The sequence below is a fragment of the Aureimonas sp. AU20 genome (genome assembly GCF_001442755.1).
GTDB lineage: Bacteria > Pseudomonadota > Alphaproteobacteria > Rhizobiales > Rhizobiaceae > Aureimonas.
The window spans coordinates 453,510-473,467 of the sequence record NZ_CP006368.1; the positions used below are offsets into that span (position 1 = coordinate 453,510).

General features: G+C 69.3%; 16 protein-coding genes. 6 read left to right on the forward strand and 10 right to left on the reverse strand.

Translation table 11 applies throughout. The annotated features are described in order from the left end of the window. The first annotated feature begins 193 nt into the window (after positions 1–193). Positions 194–2,683, forward strand: coding sequence for a glycosyltransferase family 2 protein (locus tag M673_RS18960; RefSeq protein ID WP_061978253.1), 2,490 nt, complete (start codon positions 194–196; stop codon positions 2,681–2,683). Beyond that, positions 2,655–5,012: a hypothetical protein gene (locus tag M673_RS24330; protein ID WP_148640189.1), complete on the forward strand. Its 2,358-nt coding sequence runs from the start codon at positions 2,655–2,657 to the stop codon at positions 5,010–5,012. Before M673_RS18960 ends, M673_RS24330 begins: the two co-directional genes overlap by 29 nt. Positions 5,013–5,091: 79 nt before the next feature. Here M673_RS24330 and M673_RS18965 read toward each other — a convergent pair whose 3' ends face one another. Beyond that, positions 5,092–5,484, reverse strand: coding sequence for an acyl-CoA thioesterase (locus M673_RS18965; RefSeq protein ID WP_061978254.1), 393 nt, complete (start codon positions 5,482–5,484; stop codon positions 5,092–5,094). Between the two features lie 211 nt (positions 5,485–5,695). Between M673_RS18965 and M673_RS18970 the strand changes: the two genes are divergently transcribed. Beyond that, entirely contained in the window at positions 5,696–5,905 is a 210-nt protein-coding gene (locus M673_RS18970; RefSeq protein WP_061978255.1) for a hypothetical protein, read from the forward strand. A gap of 41 nt (positions 5,906–5,946) precedes the next feature. Here the strand turns inward: M673_RS18970 and M673_RS18975 are convergent, their stop codons facing one another. Beyond that, positions 5,947–6,645, reverse strand: coding sequence for a winged helix-turn-helix transcriptional regulator (locus tag M673_RS18975; protein WP_061978256.1), 699 nt, complete (start codon positions 6,643–6,645; stop codon positions 5,947–5,949). A gap of 64 nt (positions 6,646–6,709) precedes the next feature. Here M673_RS18975 and M673_RS18980 point away from each other — a divergent pair, with 64 nt between their 5' ends. Both M673_RS18980 and M673_RS23775 read left to right on the forward strand, forming a co-directional pair. After that, positions 6,710–7,147, forward strand: coding sequence for a VOC family protein (locus tag M673_RS18980; protein WP_061978317.1), 438 nt, complete (start codon positions 6,710–6,712; stop codon positions 7,145–7,147). 61 nt (positions 7,148–7,208) lie between these two features. Next, positions 7,209–7,970 (forward strand): DUF1428 domain-containing protein, encoded by a 762-nt coding sequence (locus M673_RS23775; RefSeq protein ID WP_244493131.1) that lies wholly within the window; start codon positions 7,209–7,211, stop codon positions 7,968–7,970. 169 nt (positions 7,971–8,139) lie between these two features. On the opposite strand, the gene M673_RS24980 is transcribed toward M673_RS23775, so the two are convergent. Then, positions 8,140–9,417 carry a DUF2778 domain-containing protein gene (locus M673_RS24980; protein ID WP_061978257.1) on the reverse strand — a complete coding sequence of 426 codons (1,278 nt, stop codon included), beginning with the start codon at positions 9,415–9,417 and terminating at the stop codon, positions 8,140–8,142. A gap of 271 nt (positions 9,418–9,688) precedes the next feature. Here M673_RS24980 and M673_RS19000 point away from each other — a divergent pair, with 271 nt between their 5' ends. Continuing rightward, positions 9,689–11,284, forward strand: a complete 1,596-nt coding sequence (locus M673_RS19000) for a methyl-accepting chemotaxis protein (protein WP_061978258.1) — start codon at positions 9,689–9,691, stop codon at positions 11,282–11,284. A 94-nt stretch (positions 11,285–11,378) separates the two neighbouring features. Here M673_RS19000 and mgtE read toward each other — a convergent pair whose 3' ends face one another. The 7 genes from mgtE to M673_RS19040 form a co-directional block, all read right to left on the reverse strand. Beyond that, on the reverse strand, positions 11,379–12,749 hold the full coding sequence (gene mgtE / locus M673_RS19005) for a magnesium transporter (protein ID WP_061978259.1): 1,371 nt from the start codon (positions 12,747–12,749) through the stop codon (positions 11,379–11,381). 586 nt (positions 12,750–13,335) lie between these two features. Next, entirely contained in the window at positions 13,336–13,968 is a 633-nt protein-coding gene (gene dhaL / locus M673_RS19010; protein WP_061978260.1) for a dihydroxyacetone kinase subunit DhaL, read from the reverse strand. Positions 13,969–14,101: 133 nt separating this feature from the next. After that, positions 14,102–16,204 carry a bifunctional sugar-binding transcriptional regulator/dihydroxyacetone kinase subunit DhaK gene (locus M673_RS23780; RefSeq protein WP_082639879.1) on the reverse strand — a complete coding sequence of 701 codons (2,103 nt, stop codon included), beginning with the start codon at positions 16,202–16,204 and terminating at the stop codon, positions 14,102–14,104. Between the two features lie 83 nt (positions 16,205–16,287). Beyond that, the gene (gene dhaL / locus M673_RS19025; protein WP_061978261.1) at positions 16,288–16,932 is read right to left on the reverse strand and encodes a dihydroxyacetone kinase subunit DhaL; all 645 of its coding nucleotides are present in this window, start codon (positions 16,930–16,932) and stop codon (positions 16,288–16,290) included. Positions 16,933–16,945: 13 nt separating this feature from the next. Then, a complete protein-coding gene (locus M673_RS19030) occupies positions 16,946–17,947 on the reverse strand; it encodes a dihydroxyacetone kinase subunit DhaK (RefSeq protein WP_061978320.1) in 1,002 nt (333 codons plus the stop codon). 25 nt (positions 17,948–17,972) lie between these two features. Further along, entirely contained in the window at positions 17,973–18,746 is a 774-nt protein-coding gene (locus M673_RS19035) for a GolD/DthD family dehydrogenase (protein ID WP_061978262.1), read from the reverse strand. A 167-nt stretch (positions 18,747–18,913) separates the two neighbouring features. After that, positions 18,914–19,897 (reverse strand): substrate-binding domain-containing protein, encoded by a 984-nt coding sequence (locus M673_RS19040; protein WP_061978263.1) that lies wholly within the window; start codon positions 19,895–19,897, stop codon positions 18,914–18,916. Positions 19,898–19,958: the final 61 nt, after the last annotated feature.

Genomic DNA, 19,958 nt, shown 5'->3' on the forward strand with positions numbered 1-19,958 from the left:
CAGCATGGCGCTCCGGCCCCGGTCCGCGCAAGCGAAGGCTGGTGGTAGGGACAGCAAAGCGTGAACGCCGGAACGAGGTTTGGAGCCGCCCTCGCAACGGCATGGCAAGACGGATCGACCCCCGCATCGCTTCCGGGCGCTTGCCGCACCGGGACGCCAGCTTTCGGACAGCGAGGGCTGGCATGATGGGGTCATGTCGCAGGAGCCTCGCCTTCCGGTGCCGAACGAATTGTCCGGTTCCGACCTCATGGCCGGCACGCAGGCCCATGAGGAGGCGCTGGTGTTGGCGGCGACGCGCGCGCTTGGCTCCGGCCGGCCGCGCGACGCGTTCGCGCTCGCCGACCGGCGCTGCCGGCTGGGCGTGCCGCCGCCTGCCTCGGCGCTGGCGCTCCGCGCTTTGGCGCTTTGGTTCTTGAACGCGCGGGAGGATGCGGCCGCCGATCTCGCGCGCGCCTTCGCCGCCGATCCCGCCGATCCGCTCGTGGCGCTGGCGATGCTTCAACTCTCCAAGGCCGGTGCCGATCTGCCCGACCCGTCCGCGTTGGTAGCTCAGACGGCGATGCCACATGAACTCCTGCGCCTCGCGCTCGGTCGGCTCTTCGCGGGCGGCGTTCCGGCCGTGGCGCGGCTCGACCTTCTCGACGGAAGGCTGCTCGGCTGGATCGCCTGGAACGGAGAGGCGGAGCAACTGGACCTTCACCTGGAGGGCGAGGACGGGGAGGCGCGGTCGCCCATCCGGGCCGACGCGGCGTTCACCTTGGCGCCGCGCGGCGCCCGAGGCGCCTTCGTGGACCTGCCCGCATCCCCCACCGCGCGGTGCTTCGCGCTCCATTCCAGCGACCTGCCCGAGCCGCTGGCGAGCGGACAGCTTTGGCCGCGCACCAGTGTCGCCCTGTCCGACCCCGCGCGCCGTGCGCCGCATCTGATCCCCGCGCGGCGCCCCGTCGTGGTGCTGATTCCGGTCTACGAGGATTTCGAGGCGACGCAGGAAGGCTTACGCGCGGCCGTCGCGGCCAAGGGGCCGGGCGTCCGAGTGCTGGTGGTGAACGACGCCTCGCCGAACCGAAAGCTCGGGCTGCTGCTCGACGCGCTCGCCGGGCGCGGCCTCGTGGAGCTCCTGCGCAATCCGCATAATCTCGGCTTTGCCGGGGCGGTGAACCGGGGACTCGCCAGCCTGGCCGGCGGCGAGGACGTCGTGATCCTCAACAGTGACGCCGCCTTGCCGCCCGGCGCGGTGGAGCGCCTCGCCGATGTCGCCTATGGCGAGGCGGGGATCGGCACGGTCACGCCCCTGTCGAATGCCGGCGAGTTCGCCAGCTTCCCCGTGCGCTCCGACAGGACGGCGATGCCCTCGTCGGAGGACGCCCGGCGGCTCGACGCGCTCGCCGCCTCGCTTCATGGCGCGCGGGCGATTGACCTGCCGACCGGCACAGGCTTCTGCCTTTTCCTGCGTCATGATGCGCTGGCAGCCGTGCGCGGCTTTTCCAGCTTATTCGGGCGAGGTTATTTCGAGGATCTCGACTTGTCCCTGCGTGTGCGCGCCACGGGCTTTCGCAATGTCGCGGCGCCGGGCATCTTCGTCGCCCATCACGGCGGCCGGTCCTTCTCGACGGAGCGCGGCGCGCTCCTGGCTCGCAACCGGCGGCTGGCCGACCGGCGATTTCCCGCGCACAGGCCCGAGGCCAGGGCCTTTGCCGCCGCCGATCCGCTGCGCGCCGCACGCGCCGGGCTGGAGGTGGCGCTGGGCGGTTCGACGAGGGCGCGGCTCGTGGTCTTCGCGCGTGGCGATGTCGCGGCGCGGGAACATCTGTTTCGCCTGCGCCGCGACGGCGACGAGGCTCTGGCGCTGAGCTGGCACCGCGCGGAGGGACGAACGCTCCTGTCGCTTCGCGCGGGCGAACCCCACGCCGCCCCGCAATCGCTCGACCTGCCACCGGACAACGAGCAGGCTTGGCACGACTTGTTCACCCGCCTCGCGCCCGGCGTGGTGGACATGGTCGGCCCGCCGCCGCCTGCTCATGTGCGCAAGGTCCTGACCGATCTCGGCGCGCCGATAGACGCCCTTTTCGAGGGGCCGGACGCGGTCGCTGCGCTGGAGGCTTGGGGCGGTGCGTCCGCGCATCCGCTTCGCGGGCTTCATGTCGCCGACGAAGGGACGGGGGCGCTGCTCCTGCGCGATCTCGGGCTCGAAGCCGAGAGGCTGGACCGGATCGCATTCGCGGAATCTTCCTCCGAAAACGCGGCCGCGCCTGCTTCGCCGCTCGGCCTTCTGATGCCCGCCCCTAGCCCGCGCGCCGAAGCCTTCGTGCACGCCCTCTCCGCCGCGCTTCGCGCGCGCGCACCTGGCCAAATGCTGTTCGTTCTCGGCCGCGCCTTGGACGAGTTCGCCCTGTTCTCGCTCGGCAATGTCTTCGTGACCGGGCCGGTGGAGCCCGTAGATCTCGGCTGGCTGGCGCGGCGGCTGGCGCTTGGCGCGCTCGCCCTGCCGCCCGGCCTCGGTGGCTGGGGCCAGCTTGCGCGCCTCGGGGCCGAGACCGGCCTTCCCCTTGCCCTTGTCGATCCGGCCGGCCGCCATGCCGCCGCGCCGCCGAACCTTTATCTGGACCCGTCTGCCCGTGACCGAGACAACGCCCACGCCCTCCTCGATTGGCTCCTTGGTGGCATCCCGCCGGCGCCGGCGTGACGACCCGCCCGCTCGCGCCGGCTCCGGCGACATGGCGCTTCGCGTGCGCTTCGTGCGCAGCGCCGAACTCTTGCTCGAAGGCTATGTGATCGACCCCGCCGACCCGGAGCGGCGGCTGGCGGTGGAACTCCTGCTCGACGGCTTTCCCGCCGGGCTCGCACGCTCCAGCGCCTTCGACGCCTTCGCGCTGGCGGCAGGCCCTGGCGACGGATGCCACGGTTTTCGGTTCCAGCTCGACGCCGCTGCGCTTCCCCAGCTGCGCCGCGCCGAACTGCGCCTCGCCAATCTCGACATCGCGCTGGCCCCGCCGATCGACCTGTTGGGCGAATCCTCCCTGGCGCCGAGCGGCGTGCCGGGCGGCCATGTGGAATGGACGGGCGGGCTGAGCCTGTCGGGATGGGTGGAGCCGGGAAGCGAGCCTGGCAGGGCTCGCGTGGTGGAAGCCTGGGTGGACGGCGCGCCGGTGGCCCGCGCCCTTGCCAATCGCTGGCGCATGGAGCGCTTCGGCGTGGAGTCGGCTGAACGTCCCGTCGCCGGCTTTCGCCTCACGCTGCCGCGCACGCTCGCCGACGCCCGCCCGCGCGACGTGGAGGTGACCGTGGACGGACGCCCGCTCCCCGGCGGCGCGCTGACACTCGTTGCCTTCCCCGATGGGCTCGCCGCCGTTCTGGCCGCGCGGGCGGAAAGCGAAGCCGACGCGCCGCGCGGCGCCTATTTCGACGCCCTGCTGCCCGACCATGTCCCCCTCGGGTCCTTCGAAAGCTGGGAGCGACGCTTCCCCCTGCCCGAGGCAGCGGACGTTCAGCCGGGCCGCATCGCCGTCCTGGTGGTCGGCGCGGGGGATGGCGAAGCCAGCCTCGCCTCGCTCGGCGCGCCGAGCAGGGCCTTTCCAGCCGCGATCCTGCCGGCCGTTTCGGGGCCGGCGACCTTCGATCCCGCCGCCGCGCGTCTGTTCCTCGAGGAAGAGGCGGCCGAGTGCGACGCCGTTCTCTGGCTGCGGGTGGGCGTCGCGTTGCGGCCTCGCGCCCTGGCGCGTTTCCTCGCCGCACTCGACGCCGATGGCGGCGCGAGCTTGGCCTATGGCGATCTGCTGCTAAGAAGCGACGACGGCGCGCTCCATCCGCTCGCCTTTGCCGCCTTCGGCTACGAGCGGGCGCTGGAGCAATCCGGCCCCGACATGGCCTTTCTGATGCGCCGGGACGAAAGCCTGGAAGCGCTCGGGCGGGACGTGCGGCATCTCCATCGGCTTATCCTGGCGCCGCTCGAAGCCGGGCTGCATCGGCTCGGCAGATACCTGCATGTGCCCGGCTTCGCCGCCGTCGCGCCCCTGCCTGCGCCGGAGGCCGAGGTCGACGGGCTGGCGGCGAGCGCCTCCGCGCATCTGGCGGCGCGGGGCGTCGAGGCGGATCTGCGCCCTCGCCCGGCGGCGACCCTGCCGGCCCTTCGCGTGCGTCGCCGGGGCGCGCAGCCGACGCTCGCCCTGATCCTCGACGCGGATGATCCCACGCTGCCGCTGCGCGCGGCGGCGGAAGCGCTGCGTCCCTCCCGCGCGGCCAATTCCGTCTCGCTCTTCGTCAGCGCGCCGGTTCTCGATCCCGCCTTGCGCGAAGCGCTGAAGCTCGACGGCGTGGAGCTGATCCAGTCCGGCCCCGGGCGCTCGCGCGCTGCACGGCTGAACGCGGCGGCGGACGCGGTTCGGGCCGATTGCGTCTGCTTCGTGGATGCGCGCCTGCGCCCCGCAGGCGCGGACTGGCTGGAGGAACTGCTCGCCCGGCTGGCGGAAACGGATGTCGGCGCGGTCGCGCCCACGATTGCCACCGCGCGCGGGGCGATCGTCGAAGCCGGCCGCCTCCTGTCGCCGCTGGGCGTTTCGCTGCCGCTCTTCGCGGGGCTCGAACCCGGCGATCCCGGCTATGGCGACGCGATGCGGGCGGCGCGGGAGGTTTCGGGCCTCGGCTGGTCCTGCCTCCTGACGCGGCGCACGGAGTTTCTGGCGCTCGGCGGCTTCGACGCGCTTCTGTTTCCCCATCATTTCGGGTCGCACGACTACGCGCTGAAGCTGCAGGCCTTTGGGCGGCGCGTCGTGGTGACCCCCGACGCCGTCCTGCGCCTCGACGCGCCGTCCAGCGTGCCGCCGGGCGATGCCGCACGCGAGGCTCGGGCCATGCTGGCGCGCTGGCCGGGCGTCGCCGCGTCGGACCCGTTTCACAATCCGCTGCTGATGCGCGCCGCGCCCTTCCATGCCGGGCTCGCCTGGCCGCCGGGAGACCGGGCACCGCGCCGCTCCCAAGTGCCGCCCGCGCGCGCCGTGCCGCCCGGCTGGTGGTAGCGGGCGAATGCGCTTGGATCGCGCGGCAGGATCGGTCGAGGCCTGACGGCCCGGCCTTTCGGCCGCTGGGCTCGATCTCTCAGTCGATCGAGCGCGGCCTGCGCTGGGCGTCGATCGCGACGAAGGTGAAGGTCCCGCGCGTCACCTGCTCGGTCTCTTCATTTTCGCGGCTGCGCCGCCACGCCTCGACCGAGATCTTCATCGAGGTGCGCCCAACATGGACGACCTCGGCGTAAAGGCTGACCTCGTCGCCGACATAGACGGGTTTGAGAAACTGCATGGCGTCGATCGCGACCGTGGCGCAGCGCCCCTTGGCGCGCCGGGCGGCGGCCGCGCCGGCGGCAAAATCCATCTGCGCCAAGAGCCAACCGCCGAAAATATCGCCGGCCGGATTGGTGTCGGCCGGCATGGCGATGGTGCGGATCGTCGGCGCGAGGTGCGGGGCTTCGTCCGGCGCGGTGGTGGAGGTCATAATGGCCCTGGGTCCCCAAGTCTGGAACGGTTCTCGACAAGCCATATCATGCGGGATCGCTCGCGCACGCAACAGGAGAGGCGCCGCGTTCTCGACGCCTTCCACGCGTGTCCCGACCACTGCGCGCTGACGCTTTGCGAAGGTCCGTTGGAACGGGGCGAGCCCGATTTCCCTTCCCTGTTCAATCGTCGCTGTGAATGGGTTGCTCGACATGCGTGACACGAAACTCTGCGATCGCTCTTCCAATACCGACCTCCTCTCCGATGGCCGCGAGCCGTCGGACCTCGTGGCCATCGCCACCATGCTCCAACAGATCGCACGTTGGTCGGAAGACTATGGGCTGCGGGAGGCGGTCGAACATGTCGAGGAAGCGCGCAGTCTGGTTCTCCGCGCGATCGAGAGGGGGCGCCATCTTCAATAGGCGCGGCTCTTCGCATCTTTCGGTCAAGCGTTGTCGCCGCTCTATGGGCGACCGGCTTTTTCGGGCAGTTCGAACAGGTCGATGAAGCGGCTTGCCAGCGCTCGGTCCCCGGTCAGCGCGAGTTGCCCCGCCGCCTCGGCGTCCTCGATGGGCCGCTTGCCGTAGACGAGGGCGGCGAGCGTCATCGGGTCGGTGCGCCAAAGGAGGTTCGCCTCTCCCGCCTCGCGCCGGATCGCCAGATGTCCGGCTTCCAGCCGCGCGAGAAACAACACCTCCCCGAACTGAAAGGCGATCCGGCAGGGCGGCAGAGCTCGCGAAGCCTCGCTGTTCATCATGGTGCGCAGCGACAGCATGATCGCGGCGGCCGAGAGCGGCAGGGTCGGATCGTGCCGGGGCGAGCGCACCGCCCAGCGACCGAGCGCCTGGATCGCGGGTTCGGCCTCGTAGCCCCAGGGTGTCAGTTCGTAGACCGGCGCGGCGGCGGGTGGCGGCAGACGGCGGCGGTGCAGGATGCCGGCCGCTTCCAGCCCTTCCAGCCGCTGCGTCAGGACATTGGCACTGATGCCCACGAGGTCCGCCTTCAGTTCGCCGAAGCGGCGCGGGCCGAACATGAGTTCGCGCAGGATCAGAAGTGCCCAGCGCTCGCCGACGAGCTCCAGCCCAAGGGCGGTGCCGCAGGCATCCTCGTACCAACGCGCCGCTCGACCTTTCGATGCTGCAGTTATTTTTCCTAACTTCATCGTTGTCTTTGATAGCGAGATGCGACACGCTCGGCAAGCAGTGGATGCCATGGGAGCCAGAATGATGGCCAAGATGATTTTCGTGAACCTACCGGTGGCGGACGTGGAACGGGCGAGCCGCTTCTACGAGGCGGTCGGCGCGCGCCGCGACGAGCGCTTCAGCCAGGAGGGCGTCGCCGCGATGCTCGCCTTTTCCAAGACGATCGCCTTCATGCTGCTCAGCCATGCGCGATACGCCGATTTCACCACCAAGCGCATCGTCGACGCCAAAGCCGAAAGCGAAGTGCTGATCTGCCTGAGCGAAACGACGCGCGAGGGCGTCGATGCGACACTGGCCAAGGCCCTGGACGCTGGCGCCAGGGCGGACCCGACGCCGCCCCAGGTGATGGGCGATTTCATGTATGGCCGCAGTTTCGAGGACCCCGACCGCCACGTCATCGAACTGATGTGGATGGATGTCGAGCGCGCCATGGCCGCGTGGAGCGGGGCCGGCGCAGCCTGACGCCACGCCTTTTGGAACAAGATGGGTCGCGGTTCGGCGAGCGCGGGAGGACGCCTTGCCCATGACCGCCCCGCCCGATGGGAGGTTCGTCATGTCCTATCTCGAAGGATTCCTTCTCGCCGTGCCGAACAGCAACAAGGAGCGCTACAAGGCGCACGCCGAGGCGGCGGCGCCCCTGTTCGGCGAGTTCGGCGCCCGTCGGCTTTTTGAGGGCTGGGGCGACGAGGTGCCGCGCGGCAAGCGCAACGATCTATGGGGTGCCGTCGAGGCGCAAGACGACGAGACGGTCGTCTTCTCCTTCATCGAGTATCCCGACCGCGCGACGCGCGATGCCGCCAACCGCAAGATCATGAGCGATCCGCGCATGGAGGCGATGGATCCGATGCCCTTCGACGGGCAGCGGATGATCTTTTCCGGCTTCGAGACCCTGTTCGAGGCGGGGCGGCCGGGGGCGTGCGGCTATATCGACGGCGTCGTGCTCGCCATTCCGGCCGACCGACGCGAGGGCTATCGCGCCTTCTGCCAAGCCTCGGCCGACGCCTTTCTCGAACACGGCGCGAGCCGCCTCGTGGATGCCTGGGGCGATGATGTCCGGGACGGCAAGCGCACCGACTTCCGCCGTGCGACCCAGGCTGAGGACGGCGAGACCGTGGTCTTCTCCTTCGTCGAATGGCCCTCCAAGGCAGCGCGCAATGCCGGCTGGGGCAAGCTCATGCAGGACCCGCGCCTCATGGGCGAGCGGCCCTTCGACGGGCATCGCATGATCTTCGGCGGCTTCACGCCGCTGGTGGATCAAGCTCTGGTGGGCGGCCGGGCGGTCTAAGAGCGCCTAACAAAATCTCTGGGCGGAGGATGGTCGAGGGATTTGCGTCGGGGACGAGGAGCGAAGCGCAGTCGATGCCAGCGGCATCGGCGAGCATTCGCGACGAAGTCCACGGCGGAAAGAACCGACCAGCCGACCCCACGAGATTTTTGTTAGGTGCTCTAAAAGCTTAGGACTTGCCGAACAGCCAGGCGAAGCGCGATTTCGGGCTGTCCATTCGCTCCACCACCACGAGCTGCCGGATCTCGCCGCGCCGGAACGCGGCGAGGAAGCGCTTGTAGTCTCGGAACGAGACGCAGCCGTTGGAATCGCCCCGCGCGCCCAGCATGTAGGTGTGAGCGAGCAGGCCGACCCGGTTGAAGATCTTGCCCTCTCCGCCGACTGGCGTGAGGCGGATCGCCTGTACCCCGTGGAACAGGCTTTCGCGGAGCGTCAGCTTGTAGGTGTGCGGCGGCGTCGGGCCGCGATTCTTCTGGTGCACGAAGCGCGGGTTGTCGCGCATCCGGCCGAGGCCGGAATGGGCCTCCAGGCGCTCGCCGTTCGGCAGGTAAACGGTGGAGGCCGTGATGTCGTAGATCGCCGTGCCGGCGCCGATCTTCGGGCGAAGCGAGGGCGGATCGACCGCCGTCGGGTCGAGCCGCAGCGCGCCGGCGTCGGGGCGCGCATAGGCCATGACCAGGCTCGGCGTGGGCTGGCTGCGCTTGGTGGCCGGGGCCAGACGAGCCGCCGGGGCGAGGCGGGGCGCGGGCGCAAGACGCGGCGCCACGACTTTCGCTTCGCTCTCGTCGCTGTCTTCGTCCTCATCCTCTTCCGCCGCCAGGGCTTCGACGCGCGGCGCGAGCGGGCGAAACGTCGGCTTGGGGACAGTGAGCGCCGCGACCTCGACCGGCGCGTCGGCGACGACGCTTGCCATGTCCGGCGTCTCGCTGGCGACTTCGGCTTCCGCCAGGGCCTGATCCTCGAGCGTCGCGGCCGCAATCTCCTCGGGCTTGGGCAAAAGCGGCGCGAAACGGGTGGCGGTGGAAACCTTCGGCCCTTCCAGCCAATGCATCGCTCCCCCGGCGGAGGCGACTTGGAGGCTCTGGCTCGGGGCGATCAGCCGGGCGATGCGTCCGTCTCCCTTCGTCTCGGTCTGCACCGACACGGGCGGGGTCGCAACACGGCGCACCGAAGGGCGTTCCAGGCGGGAGGATTTGGGGGCGAGCGCGCTCGGCATCTTGGCGAGGGACAGGCCGCTCGCGGCGCGGGTCAGATCCTGCGCCGACTGCGGATCGAGCCCTTCGCCGCCGAGTGCGAACAGGGCCGGCATGGCGGCGGCGGCCAGCGTCAGGAGAAGCGCCGCGGCCGAGCCGGTCCACAGGAAGCCGCGCAGCATGCGGCTCGCGCTGGATTTGGCGGGAGCGCGCGACGAGCCAGGCCCGATCTCGGCTGAATATTCGATGGTCATGAACGGCCCGGCCCAACGAAACGGATGTGCCTCCCCGCGCGCGGACGGACCGGCGGAAGGGATGCGATGCGGGTAGGATGCGCGTTTATGGTTACCAAGTTCCTAGCACCCGCCCGCCACGCGCTCGCTCGGCGCGTTTGAAAGCCTTGGCTAACCAAACCCGATATTTTCCCCGGCGTCGGCTACTCGGCCGATCCGACTGGAAGGTGGCCTTAGCAATCTCGTGATTTTCTCCCGCCATGGTCGAGGAACCGGCGAAGGGGTGAAGGCGATGATGCGGATGACGGTGTCGCGAAAGCTCATGGGTCTGACGATGCTCTGCGTCCTCGTGATCGCGGCTGTCGTGGCGGTGCAGCTGAAATTTCTGAGCGATCAGGTCTGGAGCGATCGCAACCTCTATCTGAAGGCCCAGGTCGATTCGGCCCTGTCGATCCTCGACAGCCTGGATCGGCGCGCCAAGGCCGGCGAGTTCGATCAGGCGACGGCACAGGCCATGGCCAAGGCGATCCTGCGCCCGGTGCGCTTCAACAACGGCGACTATCTCTTCTTCCACGACTACGAAGGCCGCCGCGTGCTGGCGCAGGACCCTGCGGAGGAAGGCTCCAGCGCCTGGGACCGCAAGGACGCCCAAGGCAATCTCTACATCCAGACCATGATCGGGCACGCCCGCACGGGCGGCGGCTGGACCGACTACGACACGACCCGCGCGGGCCAGGAGGGTCTGTTCGCCAAGCGCGGCTATTCCGTGGCCTTCGAGCCCTGGGGCTGGTCGGTCTCGACGGGGATCTATGTCGACGACGTGACGGCGGTGATCCGGGACGGCGCCTTGCGAGCCGTGCTGTGGAGCACGCCCGGCATCGCCCTGACGCTGCTTGCCGGCTGGGCCCTTCGCCGAAGCATCCGTCGCCCGCTCGACCAATCCATCGCCCTGGCGCGAGCCATCGGCAAGGGCGACCTGAGCGCGCCGGTGGCCGCCAGGGGCACGGACGAACTGGCCGAGCTGCAGCGCACGATGGCGCAGATGAGCGGGCGCCTGCGCGAGATCGTCGGCGGCGTTCTTGCCTCCTCCGGCACGGTCGCCTCGGGCTCGACCCAGTCGGCGGCGGCGGCCGAGCAACTGTCCTCGGGTTCCACCGAGCAGGCGGCGGCCTCCGAACAGGCCTCGGCGGCGATCGAGGAAATGAGCGCCAATGTGCGCCAGACCGCCGACAATGCCGCGACCACCGAGAAGATCTCGCTGGAAGCCTCCCGCCACGCGAGCGAGACGGGCGAGGCCGTGGAACAGTCGGTCGAGGCCATGCGGGCCATCGCGGAGAAGATCGCGCTCGTGCAGGAGATCGCCCGTCAGACCGATCTCCTGGCCCTCAACGCCGCGATCGAGGCCGCGCGCGCGGGTTCGCACGGCAAGGGCTTCGCGGTGGTCGCCTCCGAAGTGCGCAAGCTCGCCGAGCGGGCGCAGGCCGCCTCGCGCGACATCGGCGAGCTTTCGGTGCGCACCTTGAGCGTCGCGGAGGACGCCGGCGCGCGGCTACAGAGGCTCGTTCCCGACATTCGCCGCACCGCCGAACTCGTGTCGGAAATCTCGGCGGCCTGCCGCGAGCAGTCCGTCGGCGCGTCGCAGATCAACCAGGCGATCAGCCAGCTCGATCAGGTGACGCAGGCCAATGCCGGCGCGGCCACGCAGATGGCGGCGACCGCCGGCCAACTGTCGGGCGAGGCGCTGCGGCTGAACGAGCGCATGGGCTTCTTCCGAATGGATGGCGCCGACGCTCCGGCCGCCGGTCCGGCAGTTCAAGCTGCCCCGGCCGAGCCCGCCCGCAAGCCGGTCAAGCTGCGACTGGTCCGCTCCACGCCCCGGGCCGCTTGACGGGGCTCAACGGACGCCGAAACAGGAAACGGACGCCCAAGGAGCGCCCGTTTTCAATGGCCCATAGCTTCTTCAGGCGTCGCTCGATGGAGACCTAAAGCAGCGTTCCCTTGAGCACCAGAAGCGCAACGCTGAAATAGATCACGAGGCCCGACACGTCGACCAAGGTGGCGACGAAGGGAGCCGAGGCGCTGGCCGGATCGAAGCCGAGGCGCTTCAGGATGAAGGGCAGCATGGAGCCGGCGAGCGAGCCGAAGGTGACGATGGCGACGAGCGCCAGGGCGACCGTCAAGCCGACGAGGACCCAGTGCGGACCGTAGTCGAAAATCCCGGCCGTCTGCCAGATCGCAATGCGGGCCATGCCGATGACGCCGAGGAACGCGCCCAGCGCCAGGCCGGTCGGTGCTTCGCGCAGCGCCACGCGCCACCAGTCGCCGAGCTTCAACTCGCCCAGCGCCAAGGCGCGGATGATGAGCGAGGTCGCTTGGCTGCCGGAATTGCCGCCCGAACTCATGATGAGCGGGATGAACAGCGTCAGCACGACGGCGCGCTCCAGCTCGTCCTCGAAATGCTGCATGGCGCTGGCCGTCAGCATTTCCGACAGGAACAGAACCGCGAGCCAGCCGGCGCGCTTCTTCAGCATTTCAAGGAAGCCGATGTCGGGATAGGGCTCGTCCAGCGCTTCCACGCCGCCGAACTTGTGCGCGTCCTCGGTCGAGGCCTCGATCATGGCGTCGATCACGTCGTCCACCGTCACGATACCGAGCACGTGGCGCTTCTCGTCCACCACCGGAATGGCGAGAAGGTCGTACTCGGAAATCAGCCGCGCGACCTCCTCGCGGTCGGTCTGCGGCAGGACGGTGATCGGATTGTCGTAGCGCGCGACCGAGCCGACCGGGGCGTGCAGATCACCCGAGATCAGACGGCGCAGCGAGACGGCGCGCTCCAGGCGGCGGGTCGCGGGGTCCACCACGTAGATCGCGTAGATCGTCTCGCGCGCGCCTTCGACCTCGCGCACGTGCTTCAGCGTCTCGCCGATGGTCCAGCTGGACGGCACGGAGACGAACTCCGTGGTCATCAGGCTGCCGGCGCTGCCTTCCGGGTGCGTCAGCAGCGAGGCGACGACGGAGCGCGTCTCGTTGGTGAGCAGCGCCAGAAGCTGCTCGCGCGGCGGCTCCTCCATGTCGCGGAAGAGATAGGCCAGCCGGTCCGCCGCCATGGCGTCGAGAACCGCGGCGGCCTTGGAGGCGTCGAGCGCGGCGAGAATGTTCTGCGGCTCGTCCAGCGAGGGGTGGTCGAAGACTTCGGCCGCGACCTCGATCGGCAGGCGGGCGGTCACGAAGGCCGCCGCCTCGGCGGTCAGCTCGTTCAGCTTCTGGACGATGTCGGCGACATGCTTGCCGCGAAACTCTTCCGCATCCTTGGCAAGCTGGGAGAGCCACTCGAATTCGAGAGTGTCTTGCATGGGTTCGCTCCGGGTCGCCGCGCAGGCACCCGTCGCGAAGCGACGCCTCTAGAGAGAGGCGCCGTGCGGCGAGACCTGACGCGGCCGCGTCAATCGACTGTTACTGTCGCTTGGCATCGAGGTTGAGGTTCCGATTGGAGCCCGGAGGGGTGGGGGAACTGCGTCTCCGGGACTGCGGCCCAATGCCACTTCTCGATGTCGTGATCAAGCGCCTTCTTGCGCTGCGGGAAAAACTTGAGCCGACCGTGTGCCAGGCGGTTTGGGAAACCCGCGAACGTTTTCGGGATTCGGAAAATCCACGGGCGAAAACTGCCCCGTTTTCGATCCTGACGAGAGTTCCCGAGGCGCCTTCCCAGGCAGGCCCCGAACGAATCCTGCTGTCGGTCTACGCCCGTTGGACGGTGGCCGAGTCGGCCGCGCATGCGAAAGGCTTCCTGTTGCGGCAGGTGAACGGCGCAACCTTCGGCTCCATTCCTGCTGCATTTCCCGCGGCTCGGCGCGCCGGCTTGGGACACTTCCAGAGCCCCTCCACCCTCTTCAAGCCGTCCGCATCAAGAGGGCCTGCCGAAGAGCTGAAGGAGAGGGCTCAAGCGGTGGGCGACAGAATGCCGGCCATGGCGCGCAGGATCAGTGCGGCGGACACGGCGCCGGGGTCGAGATGGCCGAGCGAGCGTTCGCCGAGCCGCGCGGCGCGCCCGCGCGAGGCGACCATGGAGCCCGTCGCCTCGGCCGCCCGCTCGGCGGTCTCGGTGACGGCGGGCCACAGCGGCTGCTTTCGGACGAAGGCGGCGCGCGCCGCTTCCGCCGCCGGCAGCCAAACGTCGAGCATGGTCTTGTCGCCGCGCTGCGCCTTGCCGCGCTCGGCGATCCCGGCGGCGATGCCTTCCAGCGTCAGGACCTGTTCCTCGGGGCCGAACTCGACGCGCCCTTCCAGCCTTTGCGCCGCGCGGCGAAAGCCGGTCGCATAGAGCGGCCCGGTGGAGGCGCCGACCGCGTCGAGAAACGCGGCCGCCGCCTGCGCGAAGATCACGGAGGGGCTGGCGTCCCGCGACGCACTGAGCGTGCGGTCGACCGCGCGAAACCCGAGCGCCATCGTCGTGCCGTGGTCGGCGTCGCCGATCGGCCCGTCGAGTTCCGACAGATGCGTCTTCTCCGCTTCGACGGCCTGCCGAATGGCGGCGAAGACGGCGGCAAGTCGGTTGGATGCGGTCTGTTCCATGAGCCTCGTCGCCCTCCCGGCGTGGCGGATCTCCCCTTGCCGGTCTAGGCCGCGCCCTCGCCCTTTCGCAAGGAAAACACGGCCCGCGTTTCAGGCGCCCCCAACAAAAGCCTGTGTGCGGACGGCCTGATCCTCAGGTTGTGGATGGCGCGACATGGAAGAACGGCGTGTCGCAGGGATGGTCGAGAAGGGCCAGCAGCGCGTCGTCGAGATGAAGCACCGAAACCGAGGCGCCGGCCATGTCGAGCGAGGTACAATAGTGGCCGATCCAGTTGCGCGCCACGGTCAGGCCCCGCGCGGCAAGCCGCTGCTCGACCCGGCGATAGAGAACGTAGAGTTCCATGAGCGGCGTCGCGCCGAAGGAGTTCACCAGCACCGCGACACGTCCGCCGCGATCTTCCGGCAGTTCCGACAGGATGCGGTCCATGATCGTGTCGGCCACCGCGTCGGCCGGGCGGATCGCCTCGCGCGAGACTCCGGGCTCGCCGTGGATGCCGACGCCGACCTCCATCTCGTCCGGGCCGATGGCGAAGTTGAAACGCCGGCTCTGCGGCATGGAACAGGGCTCCAGCGCGACGCCCATCGTGTAGGTGCGCTGGTTGGCGCGGCGGGCGGCGGCCTCGCAGGCTTCCAGCGTCCAGCCGAGGTCGCAGGCCGCACCCGCCACCTTGAAGACAAAGACATTGCCGGCGACACCGCGCCGCCCGTCCCGATCCTCCGGCGAGGAGGAGGCGACGTCGTCGGTGGTGACGACGGTGCGCACCGCGATCCCCGCGTCGGTCGCCAGCTCGGCCGCCATCTCGAAATTCATCGTGTCCCCGGCATAATTGCCATAGACGAAGAGAACGCCCGCGCCACCGTCGCACGCCCTGGCGGCGCGCAGGATCGGGTCCGGCGGCGGCGAGGAGAAGACGTTGCCGACCGCCACCGCGCTCGCCATGCCGCGCCCGACATAGCCGAGGAAACAGGGCTCGTGCCCAGAGCCCCCGCCGACCACCAGCGCGACGCGGCCTTTTCGCGCGCCAGCCTTGGCCATGAAAGCGCGCCGCGCGCCGGGAACGGGCACGAGATGCGTGCGATGGGCGCGCGCGGCGCCGTCGAGCATCTCGTCCACCACGTCGTCCGGGTCGTTCAGGAACTTCTTGACGAAGCGGCGCTGAAGCTCGGGCCCGGCGGCGGGAGGCGCGTCGCTCGGGCGCTGGCCGCGCTTCAGAAAGGCCGTGCTGGCCACGCCTTCCGCGTCGAGAATGCCGCGCGCCGTGGCGGCGTCGGTCACCAGGACGTCGCAATGGCGGCCGCGCAGCGTGGCGAGGATCGCCGGCACCTTGTCGAAGCCACCGGCCACCGCGATGCGCCGCTCGATTCCCGCGAGATCCTGGAGCGACAGGCCGATCGTGCGCTCGTCCAGCGGCCCTTCCACCGGCTCGCCGCCCGGGCCGATGAAGCGCCCGGCGACGACGCCGACCGCGTTGCGCGCGAGATAGTCCTGCAGCGGGACCGCATCGAAGAAGCCGGAGGAATGGATGGTGGAATTGGGCCGCAGCGATGAGATGCCGAGCAGCGCGCGGCTGGCCCCCCGCAGCGCCTCAAACTGGGCGCGCAGCAGCGGCTCGTCCAGAAGCAGGGCGCGCAGTTCCGGCGAGGACACGATGCCGGGCGCCGTCAACGGCAGACAAAAGGCGCCGAGCGCGTCCGCGATGGCGGAGGCGCAAAGCTCGGGCGAGAAGGGTGTGCCGGTGCTCATGCCGCCCGTCGCCTGCACCACGCGAAGATCCTGCAGCCGGGGCGCGCGCAGCTGCCGGGCGACGGCGAGCACCGTGCGCCCCCAGGCAACAGCAAGCGTGTCGCCCGAGCGCAGGAGATCAATCAGCGCCAAGCCGCCGGCGCGGCCGAGCCGGTCGATCAGCTGGCCCGCCTCGCCGCCATTGGGCACGACAAGGCAGTCATGCAAGCCGAAATGGCGCTTCACCTCGCGCGCCAGCGTGACGGCGGCGAGGCGCTGCGGCTCGATCGTGATGTCCACCACGCCGCGCTCGCGCGCGTCCGCAAGCGTGGCGTTGACCGTGGCGCGCGAGACGCCCATGGCGTCGGCGATCTCGCCCTGCGTCAGCCCTTCCTCGTAGTAGAGCCAGGCCGCCCAAAGCTGCGGATCGTCGCCGAAGCGGAGCGGAACCGGGATTGCCGCGTCCGCCGTGCCGTCCTTGGCCGTCTTGAGCTTGGGTTTCGCCGTGGTCACGCCGCCTCGCTTGGGCCTTGCCTTCAAGCCACCTTTCACACGGGCGCGCCGTGGCGCGCAACTCCCGGCGAAGGTGAGAAGGCTCAGGCCGACAGCCGCGCCTTGGCTCCTTCCGCCAGGACCGTCAGGATCATGGCGCAGGAGGTCGCGCCGGCATCGAGCACGCCGCGCGAGCGCTCGCCCAGCCGGCTCGCCCGGCCGATCTTCGCCACGAGGTCGATCGTGGAATCGCGCCCCGCCTCGGCGCCCTTCGTCAGTGCGTCGAGCGCGTCGGCGAAGGATCGGCCCTCCCCCGTCGCCTGGTCGAAGGCCTCGACGGCGGGAACCAGCGTGTCGATCAGCGTCTTGTCGCCGACCTTGGCCGAGCCGATGGACTGGATGCCCTCCAGCCCCTTGTGCAGCATGGCGGAGAAGAGCGGGGCGTCGATCGCCTCGGTCTGGCCCAGTGTTTCGGAGAACTCGGTGAACATCATGCCGTAGAGCGGGCCCATGGAGCCGCCGATCTCGCCCATCAGCACTTCGCTCAAGGTCTCCATCGCCTCGGTCAGGCTCACGTCGCGGCCCTTCAGCCGGTCCGCCGCCATGCCGAAGCCCTTGGCCATGTTCACGCCATGGTCGCCGTCGCCGATCTTGCCGTCGATCTCGGAAAGATAGGCCCGGTTCTCCACGATCCGGTCCGCCATGGCGAGGACGATCGCGCCGCTGCCGCTATTGGAAAAGCTCTGCATGGTCACCGTTTCCTCAGACCTGAACCAGCGCGGGGCACGCGGCGGGCGCGTCGAGAAGAGCTTTCAGCTCCTCGTCCAGCGCGATCACCGTCAGCGTCGCGCCGACCATTTCCAGCGAGGTGAAATAATTGCCGACATAGGTTCGATGGATCTTGAGGCCGCGCTTTGCGATCTCCTCCTCGATCGTGTCGCCGAGGATGTAGAGCTCGTTCAGCGGCGTCGCGCCGAGGCCCGAGACGAGGACCGCGACCTGCGCCCCTTCTGGGAGGGCGTGGTCGTCCAGGACGATCGTCGCCATGTCGCGCGCCACCTCAGCCGCGGTCTTCAAGGGCTCGACGCGGATGCCGGGCTCGCCGTGATGGCCGATGCCGACCTCCATCGTGCCGGGCTCGATCTGGAAATTGGGATGGCCGACGGCGGGCAACGTGCAGGGGCCGAGGCCGATGCCGACCGAGCGGCAATTGTCGATAGCGCGCTGGGCGGTGGCGCGCACCTCTTCCAGGCTCGCGCCGCTCGCCGCCTTGGCGCCGCCGATCTTCCAGAGGAGAATCTCCCCCGCCACGCCCCGGCGCTTCTCGCGCTCCGACAGGGGGGCCGAGCAGACGTCGTCGTTGGCGACGACGGTCGCGATCTCGATCCCGTCCTTGGAGGCGAGCTTGGTCGCCATTTTCACGTTCATGTTGTCGCCGGCATAATTGCCGTAGAGGCAGACCACCCCTGCCCCGCCATCGGCCTCCTTGAACGCGTCATGGAAGCTCTTGGCGGTCGGCGAGGAAAAGAGCTCGCCCACGGCCACCGCGTCCAGCATGTTGCGGCCGGTGTAGCCGATGAAGGCCGGCTCGTGGCCCGAGCCGCCGCCCGTCACCACGCCGACCTTGCCCTTTTGCGGGGCGAAGGTGGAGACGATGACGCGCCGGTTGCGCTCCGACAGGCGGACCAGATCGGGATGGGCCTTCACGAAGCCCTTCACCGTATCCTCCACCACCTCGTCCGGGTTGTTGATGAAACGCTGCATCATGGTTTGGCACCCGTTCCCAAAATCAGACGATGGTGTAGCCGCCGTCGACCAGAAGGTCGGCGCCGTTGATCATATCCGCCCCGTTGGAGGCAAGGAAAACCGCCGCGGCGGCGATTTCCTGCGGGTAGGCGAACCGGCCCGAGGGAATGCGCCGGCGCGCCGCCTCGCCCTTCTCGCCGCTCCAGGCCTTGCGGCCGAGATCGGTGAGAACGATCGTCGGCGAGATCGTGTTGACGCAGATTCCGTGCTTGCCCCATTCGGCGGCAAGCGTCTTGGACAGGCCGATGACGCCGAATTTCGAGGCGCAATAGGCGACATGCTCGTCGATGGCCACCGTGCCGGCCTGCGAGGCGAGGTTGACGATCTTTCCGCCGCGCCCGGCCTTGATCATCGCCCGGCCCGCCGCCTGGCTGACCAGGAACGTGCCCTTCAGATTGATGGCGATGGTCTTGTCCCAAGCATCGACCCCGAGATCCTCGGCCGGCGCGAGCGCCACGATGCCGGCACTGTTCACCGCGATGTCGATCTGCCCGAAGGCGGCGAGCACGGCGTCGATCGCCGACGTGACGGAGGCGGCGTCCGACACGTCGCAGCGGAAGGCCTTGGCGTCGTCGCCGAGCGACTTCGCCATGGCTTCGGCGGCTTCCTGTTGAATGTCGAGAACGGCGATGCGCGCGCCCTTCTGCGCATAGGCCTGCGCAATCGCCGCGCCGATGCCGGAGCCGCCGCCGGTGACGAGCGCGACCTTGCCGGCGAGCGAGAAGTTCAGATCCACTTGGGGGCTGGCGTCGCTCATGGCGGCCTATCCTTTAAGTCTCGAATGGGGAGTTCAGTCTTCGATGGGTCGCGTGGCGGCCGGTTGGACCACGCCCGCGCCGAGGCGGACAGGCGGGCGTCGCCGAACGGGCCAGGGGCCTGGCGAAGAGACGGGAGCGGCAGCGAGGCCACCGCTCCCAATCGATGCTACTTGCGCGATTCCAGGAGCTTGTCGGCGTTGTCGAGCGTCACCGGCGTCCAGGGCACGAGATAGGTCTTTTCCTTGCCATCCTTCCAGCTCATGGCCGGATACTGCTTCCAGATATCGGACTGGGGCTGGTAGTCCGGCTTCACCGCCTTGATGGCGACGTCCAGCGCGCCCTGCGCCTGGGCGTTGGCGTCCTGCAGGATGGAGGCCATCTCCTTGGCCTTCACCGCGTTGATCGCGTCGGTCACGCCGTCGATGCCGGCGATGGCGAAGTCCTCGACCTTGAGATTGGCCGCCTTGATCGCCTCGATCGCGCCGAGCGCCATCTCGTCGTTCTGACCGATCACGCCGCCGATCTGGCCGGGATGCGAGGTCAGCCAGTTCTCCATCAGGGTCTGCGCCTCGGCGCGCGACCAGTTGGCCGTCTGCTGTTCCAGCACCTTCACATCCGGGCAGGCGGCCAGCGCCTTCTCGTTGCCTTCGAGGCGCTGAATCTGGCCGGACTGGCCGATCGGTCCCTCGATGATGACGACATTGCCCTTGCAGCCCATCTTGTCGAGAACCGACTTGGCTTCCAGTTCGCCGGCCTCGACGTCGTTGGAGCCGACATAGGAGGCGAGAAGGTCGGAGTTCACACGAGCGTTGGAGCCGACCACGGGAATGCCGGCGTCATGGGCGGTCTGCACGGCGGCGGCGCCCGCCTCGACATCCATCGGCACGAAGATGATCGCGTTGTATTTCTGCGTGATCATCGTGTTGAACTGTTCCTGCTGGACCAGCGCGTCGTAGCGGCCGTCGAAGATCGTCACCTCGACCTCGCCGCTCTTGACGGCCGGGTGCTTCTGCAGCGCGGCCGTCCAGATCTGCATGAACTCGGCGTTGAGGCCGTAGACCGTCGCGCCGATCTTAAGCTTTTCCTGGGCCATGGCGGCGGGCGCGTAGAGCGCCGAGGCCATGGCGAAGGCGAGCATGAGTTTCTTCATGTGGTGGTTCCTCCCTGGATGGTCTGGTGCGGGCGCGCCGATCCGGCGCTCCGTTGGATGG